Source organism: Nostoc sp. KVJ20 (genome assembly GCF_001712795.1).
GTDB lineage: Bacteria > Cyanobacteriota > Cyanobacteriia > Cyanobacteriales > Nostocaceae > Nostoc.
This window is the reverse complement of sequence record NZ_KV757652.1, coordinates 78,951-85,425: the sequence shown is the minus strand read 5'-3', so window position 1 is coordinate 85,425 and position 6,475 is coordinate 78,951. Positions and strand designations below refer to the sequence as shown.

The window sequence follows — 6,475 nt, the reverse complement described above, 5'->3', positions numbered from 1 at the left end:
ACGCGATCGTAGGTGAGATATTCCTCAAAAGTATACAGACATGATTAATTTGTACAGTGCATAAGTCTTATTGACCAAATTTTTTACTCTCCCCCATCGCAATACGGTTCGGTTAAGGCAAGAGACGCGATAAATCGCCGTCTCTACAAAAGATTGATCCTTGTAGAGACGGCGATTTATCGCGTCTTTGGATCTAGAATTTTCTCCCTACTCCCTACTCCCTACTCCCCGTCCTCGTCATCAACCCCCTAGATTGCTCCACCAAACGAATAAACTCACCCCGATAGCCCTCCATATCTTCTCCCTTCCCTTGAGTTGCCAATTTCATCACCAAATCATAATTAGCATTCCCCTTATACTCAGAGTCACGCAGCAGCATCCCAAAAGTTGCCACCGCAGCAGCAAATCTCAGGTTTGTGGAGGGTATCTGGTCGGCTCTCAAATCAACATCTTGGATGGTTTGGGTAATTAGTTGACTGGTGCTGTCCTGGGGCAATTTATAGCGCAATTTCACCTGCATCAACTCATTGCCGGCAGTATCCGGGGCAGTTTCACCAGAACGCTGATATCGCAAGGGGTCTATCTCCGGTAGTTTCACATCGCTTTTCGTGCCGGTGGGAATTATTTCATAAAGCGCTGTCACAGAATGACCAGCCCCAATATCCCCTGCATCTTTCTTATCGTCATTGAAATCCTGGTTTTGCAGCAGACGGTTTTCGTAGCCAATCAAGCGATATGCCTGAACTTTCGCTGGATTAAATTCCACCTGAATTTTCACATCCTTGGCAATGGTAAACAGAGTTCCCCTCAGATCGTTAACTAAAACCTTTTTGGCTTCCAATAGGGTATCGATGTAAGCATAGTTGCCATTACCCTTATCAGCCAGTTGCTCCATTTTTCCGTCCTTATAATTGCCGGTGCCAAATCCCAACACCGTCAGGAAAATTCCCTGATCTCGCTTTTGTTCAATTAATCGCGTCAGGTCGGCATCACTAGAAACCCCGACGTTAAAATCTCCATCGGTAGCTAAAATTACTCTATTATTTCCAGACTTGAGGAAGCTTTGTTTAGCTATTTTGTAGGCGAGTTCAATGCCCTGACCGCCAGCAGTAGAGCCTCCAGCCTCCAAGCGGTCAATCGCCGCCAGAATCTTTGATTTCTGACTACCAGGAGTAGCAGGTAATACCAATCCAGCATTCCCAGCGTAAACTACCAAACTTACCCGATCTTCAGGACGCAGTTTATTCACCAGCAATTTTAGGGACTGTTGCACCAAGGGTAATTTGTTGGGGTCATCCATAGAACCGGAGACATCAATCAGAAATACTAGGTTGCTGGATGGTAAGGTTTCACTCTCTAGGCGTTTACCTTGCAAACCCACCTGTACCAGCTTGTGTTGAGGATTCCAGGGAGCAGCAGCCACTTCAGTGGTGACGGAAAAAGGGCGCTGGCTCTGCCTAGCGTCGGCATCGCCTTTTGGTTGGGGATAATTGTAAGTAAAATAGTTGATCAATTCCTCAATTCGCACTGCATCCTTGGGTGGTAATTCCCCTTGAGTAATAAACCGTCGCACGTTGCTGTAGGATGCTGTATCTACATCAATCGAAAAGGTGGAAAGGGGTTCATTACCAACGCGATGAAAGGGATTATCGTCAATCCGATTGTAGTTTTCTGTATTGAATCTGCTACCTGTTTGTGGTTCCGGGGCAACCCTTCCAATAGTGCTACGAGTTTGGCGTGTAGGGCTTACAGGGCGGTTAGAAACTTGATCCTGCACAGATGAGCCAGAGGGAATACTAAGGGGTGGGGCGGTGGGTACTGGTTGAGTTTTTCGGGTAGACTCAGCTTGAGTACGTTCTCTGGGAGCCTGAGTTGGAGTGACAGGACTACGAGCTTCCAATTCATTTATCTGATTTCTGAGGGTTGCTAACTCCGGTGCAAATTCTGACTGCAAGCGTTGTAGGGTTTTCATATCCCCTTGGGTGACTATCTTGGGGTCAGTCGCTATTAGCTCATTGCTCCGATTTACACAGGCATTCAAGACGGTGGCAAACTCAGTCCGGGTTACAGGAAGAGTACCAAAGTTTTGGACAGAAACGACACAACTATACTTTTGTAGCAATGCCTGGAGTGCTTGGTAGTCAGGGTGATTGGGTAGAATGGAGCTTGTTGGGGTAGAACTGGGAGGAATCTGATTAGCTGGAACCGCAACCGTAGCAGACTGACGTAAGATTGCAATTCCTACTGACGGTATCAATAATAACAGTGTCACAATACTGACTCGCTGCCACATTTTGGACGGAATCGGGTAAGACATAGCTAAATCCTCACACTAAATTTGTGTATCAGTTCAAAACCTTGTGGGATGTGTGGAAGCCCTGTCTTTTTGGACAGGGTTGCTGATATTTCAAGTTTCCACTTACCTAGAATAGTCTTGAGCAGCCTGGGATTTTATAACCGTTGCAGTTTTGGTAACTGTAGCGGATACAACACTAAACATTCCGGTCTACCATCAGGGGATATGACTACGTTCCAAAGTGGGATCTGTTGAAGGAGGCAGGGGCAGGAGGCAATACTGCTTGGGTAAAGCATTTTGAACTGGGAATTGGGTTTGGGGAAAAGGTTAAAGGGTAAAGGTTAAAGGTTTTTTCTTTCCCCTTTAACCTTTAACCTTTTCCCCCTCTTGCAAAAGTGCTTTTTGCAAGAGGTCTAATAGTTCAGGCAAAGCGTAGTAGAGTAAAGTAAGAAATCTCAAGGTGCGTGTAGGCATGGAAACCTACCGAGCATAAATTGAACACCACATACGGTGGTGACGTCGATCGCTCCCAAAGCAAGAGTGTCGCCATGAATAACTCAACTCCAATGGATGACGATAAAAATCTTCCCAAGAAGAAGGGCAGGACACTTCCTCCAAAGCTGATCATTTGGCTGGGAAAGTTTGTCTGGACGACTATGTGGCAAATAATGATGTCCCAGCTTGCTCCTAGCAATAAGTCGGGAGCATATATTCGTCCTAACAGCCAGTTTCGGAAGTTCATTGGTACAGAGTCAGGGAATCCACACCCACCAGCAGTTGGGCGCTACAAACTCTATGTTGGGCTGGGCTGTCCTTGGGCGCACCGAACTTTGGTTGTGCGATCGCTTAAAAAACTCGAAGCGGTAATATCAGTATGTATTGTTTCTCCTTCTCCCATTGAAGGCGGTTGGATATTCGACGAAGAAGAAGAAGGTTGTCGCACACTAGTGGAATTTTATCAGCGGGCAGAACCAGGCTACAGCGGACGCTTTACAGTTCCAATTTTATGGGATAACCAAACCAAAACCATTGTCAACAATGAGAGTTCAGAGATTATCGTGATGCTGAACTCTCAGTTGAACGAGTTCGCCAACAATCCCACGCTCGATCTTTACCCAGAAGCGCTCAAAGAGAAGATTGACTGGTGGAATGAGAAGATTTATCACGCCGTAAATAACGGTGTCTATCGCTGCGGCTTTGCCCAGACTCAAGAAGCATATAATCAAGCCTGTGATGAATTGTTCACAACTCTTGATGAGATTGACATAGCATTGCAGACTAATCGATATCTGTGCGGAGACAATCTCACACTCGCAGATGTGCGTTTATTCACGACGTTATTTCGGTTTGATAGTGCCTACTACGGTTTATTTAAATGTAATCGGCGGCGAATTAAAGACTATCAGAACTTGGGAGTTTACCTAAGTGATTTATATCAGCTTCCAGGTGTTGCTGACACCTGCGACGTAGAAACTGTGAAGCGCGACTACTACGGAAACCTATTTCCACTCAATCCTGGCGGGATTATTCCCGATGGGCCTGATATGTCATATCTTAATCAACCACACGATCGCGATCGCATCGGCAAAATGAATGCTTCATAAGGTACATTGAGAATTGATAAGAAGAAAAGCTGTTTTTGCTAGAGGAAGAAAGGTACAAACCAAGCCGAATTGTAGGCAAAAAGTTAGAAACATTCTTTTCGAGATGCACAGCACGAGAAAAGATAGTCTCCTGCCTTCTGCCTTCTGCCTTCTTCTCGTTGATACCTCGATGACTGCATTCTAGAGTTGGTGAAATCGTGAACCAGATTAATCGAGTTGCAATTGTCGGCGGAACTCATGGCAATGAGTTTACAGGGGCCTACCTGAGCCAAAAATTTGCCCAGTTTCCCAATTTAATTACTAGACCAAGTTTTGAAACAGTCACCCTGTTAGCAAATCCTCATGCTTTTGCAGCAGGGAGGCGATATGTAGAGAAGGATTTAAATCGCTGTTTTCTCAAGCAAGATTTACGAAATCCGACTCTGAACAGTTACGAAGAATTACAAGCGAAATCAATCCAGGACACCCTAGCATCAAACGGGGATAAACAAGCAGATTTCATCTTAGACTTACACAGCAGTACAGCTAATATGGGTCTGACAATTATTTTGGTAAATAGTCATCCTTTAAACTTGAAATTGGCTGCTTATCTAAGCCATGTCAGCCCTTTGGTGAAGGTTTATCGCTGCTCTTTTAAATCAATTGAAGAAAACCCATTTGTAAATTCTCTGTGCGAATTAGGCTTTGCAATTGAGGTTGGCCCGATTGCCCAAGGTATTTTAAAAGCGACGCTGTTTCAACAAACAGAAGAACTTGTTCATGCAGTTCTAGACTATTTGGAACAATTTAACCAGGGTAAAATTCCATCAACTAATGAAACACTGATTATCTACGACCACTTATCTGTTGTAGACTATCCAAAAAAATCGGATGGAACAATCTTTGGGATGATTCATCCAGAGTTGCAAGATAAGGATTATCAAGCATTGAACCCAGGAGATCCAATTTTTATAACTTTTGATGATAAAACAATTTTTTATGAGGGTACATCTACCGTTTGGCCGATTTTTATTAATGAGGCAGCTTACTACGAAAAGGGAATTGCAATGTGTTTGACTCAAAGGCAGCAAATCAATATCTAGAATATGGAAAATTTTTTGTATAATTGCTTTTTATTGGAACTAATGATAGAAATTGAGCATCCAAATCATTAATAACTTCTATATATAGCGCGATTGCTAAAACCTACTTATATAAGTGTAAATGTCTCTTGATTATGATATATTGATCACCAGGAATTAAATACCAGGGTAAAAATTTGTCCGCAGGGCTGATAAAGTCGATATTCCAAAAATGCTAAAAGCCCATTATCTAATTCATCAAAAATATTTTTTAGAGAAGCAGAATTTGTTTACAAATATGGGACACTAATCTGGGCGATGTCTACAACTGGCTACGCCTACGAAATTCTGCTATTAAAGTCACTCCTTATCTTCAAAATGAGGAGTTTTAAACCTTCTGGCTTGAATTTTACCCTAAAACTAGGCTTGAGTCGAAGTACGAAGCTTGACCGATAAAGCCCAAATCTAACACTATAATTTACGCTTAAAATTGTCCAAATACTTGAATTTATAATGAAAACCAAGCAACAAGGAAACAGACCAATAGCCAGTCTTTCTTTAGACTTGGATAATATTTGGTCTTATTTAAAAAATCAGGGCGCTCCGGGTTGGGAGACTTTCCCCTCTTACCTGGATATCGCAGTACCTCGTTTCTTAGATATTCTCCAGCAATGGAATTTGACAATCACAGTATTTATTGTGGGGCAGGATGCAGCGCTGGAAAAGAACTCTAAGGCAATACAAGCGATCGCTAATGCCGGCCACGAAATTGGCAATCATTCATTCTATCACGATCCTTGGCTACATCTGTATTCAGAGGATGAGATTGAAGAAGAGGTGGCACTTGCCGAAGAACATATCAAGCGCGTCACTCATCAACATCCGATTGGGTTCCGGGGGCCGGGATACAGCTTTTCTCCTGCGGTATTAAAAGTCCTAGCACGACGGGGATATGAATATGATGCTTCGACTTTCCCCACATTTTTGGGGCCAATAGCACGAGCTTATTATTTAATGACCTGTAAATTGAGCAAGGAAGAACGCAAGAAACGGGAAGCCTTGTTTGGTGGTTTCAAAGAGGGTTTGCAGCCTTTGAAACCTTACCAGTGGCACATGGGTAAAGATAAACTGACTGAGATTCCCGTTACCACTATGCCAATTTTCAAAGTGCCAATTCACTTCAGTTACATCATGTATCTAAGTACATTTTCTTCGGAAGTGGCTTTACTCTACCTGCGAATTGCCCTCTGGTTGTGTAAACTTACACGCGTTCAACCTTCTTTGCTACTCCACCCCACAGACTTTGTAAGTCAAGAGGATGTGCCAGAACTATCATTTTTCCCTGGAATGAGCGTCCCTACCTACAAAAAGCTAGCAATAGTTAACAAAAGTTTAGAACTTATATCCAGTCAGTTTAATGTTTTGACTGTTGGACAACACGCCAGATTCGTAGCCGGTGCGCGTCAACTACCTGTATTAGTGCCTCAAAAGAGGTAAAAATATCATCTATGCGA

4 protein-coding genes are annotated in these 6,475 nt (G+C 43.3%); 3 read left to right on the top strand and 1 reads right to left on the bottom strand.

The window, feature by feature from the left end; translation table 11 throughout:
* Positions 1 to 214: 214 nt before the first annotated feature.
* Positions 215 to 2,317, bottom strand: a complete 2,103-nt coding sequence (locus tag A4S05_RS23460; protein ID WP_069072194.1) for a vWA domain-containing protein — start codon at positions 2,315 to 2,317, stop codon at positions 215 to 217.
* Positions 2,318 to 2,844: 527 nt separating this feature from the next.
* Here A4S05_RS23460 and A4S05_RS23455 point away from each other — a divergent pair.
* From A4S05_RS23455 to A4S05_RS23445, 3 genes are all read left to right on the top strand, one after another.
* Positions 2,845 to 3,900: a glutathione S-transferase family protein gene (locus A4S05_RS23455; protein WP_176727079.1), complete on the top strand. Its 1,056-nt coding sequence runs from the start codon at positions 2,845 to 2,847 to the stop codon at positions 3,898 to 3,900.
* A 197-nt stretch (positions 3,901 to 4,097) separates the two neighbouring features.
* On the top strand, positions 4,098 to 4,982 hold the full coding sequence (locus A4S05_RS23450) for an aspartoacylase (RefSeq protein WP_069072193.1): 885 nt from the start codon (positions 4,098 to 4,100) through the stop codon (positions 4,980 to 4,982).
* 492 nt (positions 4,983 to 5,474) lie between these two features.
* The gene (locus tag A4S05_RS23445; RefSeq protein ID WP_069072192.1) at positions 5,475 to 6,458 is read left to right on the top strand and encodes a polysaccharide deacetylase family protein; all 984 of its coding nucleotides are present in this window, start codon (positions 5,475 to 5,477) and stop codon (positions 6,456 to 6,458) included.
* Positions 6,459 to 6,475 lie beyond the last annotated feature (17 nt).

What these genes read in the sequence shown, in the direction of transcription:
- A4S05_RS23460 (WP_069072194.1), bottom strand. Translation starts at nt 2,317, where the DNA reads ATGTCTTACCCGATTCCGTCCAAAATGTGGCAGCGAGTCAGTATTGTG.
- A4S05_RS23455 (WP_176727079.1), top strand. Translation starts at nt 2,845, where the DNA reads ATGAATAACTCAACTCCAATGGATGACGATAAAAATCTTCCCAAGAAG.
- A4S05_RS23445 (WP_069072192.1), top strand. Translation starts at nt 5,475, where the DNA reads ATGAAAACCAAGCAACAAGGAAACAGACCAATAGCCAGTCTTTCTTTA.